Origin of the sequence: Sanguibacteroides sp. AM78-02pH3A (assembly GCF_027666085.1) — a bacterium.
Taxonomy (GTDB): Bacteria; Bacteroidota; Bacteroidia; order Bacteroidales; family Marinifilaceae; genus Gabonibacter; species Gabonibacter massiliensis.
This window is the reverse complement of sequence record NZ_JAQEHX010000020.1, coordinates 1-2,612: the sequence shown is the minus strand read 5'-3', so window position 1 is coordinate 2,612 and position 2,612 is coordinate 1. Positions and strand designations below refer to the sequence as shown.

The following is a 2,612-nucleotide window of genomic DNA, read 5'->3' as shown; positions in this document are numbered from 1 at the left end:
TTTACTATTGGCTAATGCTCGGGCAAGAGAATCCGAGTAAGGAACCTCCAATACCATGCCGTTAAACCGATAATATTCAAAAGAATGTAACGCGTAACCTTTAATTCTTGCAGGTAAAGAATTAACATAAGATGGAAATATAGATACAAGCGAACTGTCAAACATTGAAGATGTTTTTAAATAATTCATATTAAACTCTCTTCTTACTCGTTCCGCTACATCGTATTTACATCCTCCCAATATTATTAATAATAAGAAAATTACCCCAATTGTAGTTTTCATCTTAATCCTGTTTTTTATAATTTACAATTTCATCTCTATAATCAAATTCATTACCAAATTTTGAGCTAAATTGTACTAAATTCCAAAATCCTGCCCACGACGCTTCAATTACCACGGGATGAGAATAACGTATAGAACTTACTCGACTTGTAACGAATAGCCAACTTTTAAATTCAGGAGGAGTAATATAAGCTAATCCCTTATAACCAAAAACTGATTTATTCTTAGGAATATATGTTGCCTTCTCCACGAGGATATCACTTTTTCCGTAAATAAAGTCAGCCATACGCCCTTTTCCCTTATCTACATACATGGTATAACTAGTTTTATCTTCCACGTATTGGGTCATCGCGTACTTGTACCCCAAATCATCCATCACCTCCAGGGCATTATTCCTGTCGAAATAAGCGGTTGGCAAGCCAACTTTCCGCCATTCCCCTATACCTGAAATAAAAAAAATCTTTTGTTGAAATTCCTTTCTTTGATATCTTGTTGGAATATTTATTTAAAATATTCCTGTCCGGGGTTCCGAACATTCCGTTTTCACCCAACCAACTCCAGGAATCTCCAAGCTTCGATTCGTCTCCTTTTTTCATAAATGGATCGTAATACAAGCTACCATCGGCATCAACAAACCAATCCAAGGCCTGTCCATCAGGATCAATAAACAAAATCGGACTATTCGCGCAATAATTATAAGAACTCAACGAGTAATACTTTTCGGCCATCGGGTCGACACTGAACCAACGTCCCAGCTCGGCGTCGTACATCCGGGCACCGTAGTCGAGGTAATCGAGGTTGCCCGTGGTTTGATCTTCCTTGCCGTTGTATTTTAGACGGTTAGCGGGATCCACGTTACCGCCCGACTGGCTGTATCTCGTGCCGAAGGGGTAGTAGTCGTTTCGCTCCTTCACGGTTCCCGACTGATCCACGATAGCCCTGACGCTACCGAGGTGATCCGTCAGGAAGTAACGAATATCGGTACCGACACGGCTACCCGCCGCGACCAACACCCGGCCGCTCGACGTGGTCGCACCTTCTAACTGTATCCCGGCACTGTTTTTAACGTATGTCAAAGAACCCAAGTAATAGAACCCGTTACCGCTCGCGTCCGCTACCCTTAACTTCGTCCCGTCGGCCAGGTAAGTGTAGGTGGCTGTCAAAACGGTTCCGGACTTTACCGCCGATAACAAATTTAAAACATTATATTCAAAATTCAAATAAAACAACAAACGAGGGAATGCCCAAAAGACATTCCCCCGTAACTATATCCCTATTTTACAAATAAAATCACCAAATCGCTAACCAGTAAATAATATTTTTAGTGGTATCACTACTGATTGCGTAGCCCCGGGAATAACCGTTCTTCCACTCGGGAGGAAGACCTAAACCTTCCGTCAACCACTCTTTTTTGATATAGATCCCGGGCGAAGCATCCACCACGTAAATCGTGTATCCCTCCGGTAAACGATTGTTTAGTGGATCTGTAATACCCGGATGAGTTCCAATAGGATAGTTATGTTCATAAAAATTAGGTACCGGTATATAGTCTTTACTTTTCGACCAAGAATAATTTTTTCCAAATTCCCGATATCGTTCCAAAGTGCTCTCCCCGAGTCTACCGACAATCAGCAAATTACTATCTTGTGAAGAATAAGCGATCTTAAATTTACTATTGGCTAATGCTCGGGCAAGAGAATCCGAGTAAGAAACCTCCAAAATCATTCCGTTAAACCTATAATATTCATATGAACCCAAAGTATATCCTCTAATTCTTGAATATGAAGAATGAACATAGAAAGGAAATATGGTTACAAGCGAACTGTCAAACATTGAACGAATTTTTAGATACTCTTTATTAAATTCTTTGTTTACCCGTTCTGCAGTGTCGTATTTACATCCTCCCAATATTATTATCAATAATAAAGTCGTTCTAATTATACTTTTCATTTTAATCGTGTTTTTTCATACATTATATTTTCATTCATGTAGTCAAATTCCTTACCAAATTTATTACCTCCTTGTACTAAACTCCAAAAGTTAGCCCAAAATGTATTGATTCCTACTGGATGGGAATAACGAATAAAACTTGTTCTCGTTAAAGTTAACATCTGAACTCCAACCTCTGGAGCTACAAGGTGTTTTAGTCCTTGATAAAAAAGCACAGATTTATTTTTAGGAAAATACGTTGCTTTTTCTACAAAAATATTCCGTTCTCCATAAATAAAATCAGCTATATGTCCCTTTCCCTTATCCATAGACATTGTATAACTACTTTTCCTTTCTATATATTGGGTCATCGCGTACTTGTACCCCAAATCATCCATCAC

5 protein-coding genes are annotated in these 2,612 nt (G+C 39.0%); all 5 read right to left on the bottom strand.

What is annotated here, in order from left to right; all coding sequences use genetic code 11:
• The coding region (locus tag PGR74_RS14020; protein WP_270517378.1) for a hypothetical protein at nucleotides 1-282 on the bottom strand (282 nt) is incomplete at its 3' end.
• Between the two features lies 1 nt (nucleotide 283).
• Nucleotides 284-595 carry a hypothetical protein gene (locus PGR74_RS14015; RefSeq protein WP_270517376.1) on the bottom strand — a complete coding sequence of 104 codons (312 nt, stop codon included), beginning with the start codon at nucleotides 593-595 and terminating at the stop codon, nucleotides 284-286.
• A 76-nt stretch (nucleotides 596-671) separates the two neighbouring features.
• Nucleotides 672-1,475, bottom strand: coding sequence for an RHS repeat domain-containing protein (locus tag PGR74_RS14010; RefSeq protein ID WP_270517374.1), 804 nt, complete (start codon nucleotides 1,473-1,475; stop codon nucleotides 672-674).
• A gap of 97 nt (nucleotides 1,476-1,572) precedes the next feature.
• Nucleotides 1,573-2,232, bottom strand: a complete 660-nt coding sequence (locus tag PGR74_RS14005; RefSeq protein ID WP_041504529.1) for a hypothetical protein — start codon at nucleotides 2,230-2,232, stop codon at nucleotides 1,573-1,575.
• Nucleotides 2,229-2,612, bottom strand: a 384-nt coding sequence (locus PGR74_RS14000; protein WP_270517370.1) for a hypothetical protein, incomplete at its 5' end; no start/stop codon positions are given. The genes PGR74_RS14000 and PGR74_RS14005, both read right to left, overlap by 4 nt.

Bases quoted from the DNA above. Each gene is read 5' to 3' on its own strand.
- PGR74_RS14015 (WP_270517376.1), bottom strand. From the start codon at position 595: ATGTATGTAGATAAGGGAAAAGGGCGTATGGCTGACTTTATTTACGGA.
- PGR74_RS14005 (WP_041504529.1), bottom strand. From the start codon at position 2,232: ATGAAAAGTATAATTAGAACGACTTTATTATTGATAATAATATTGGGA.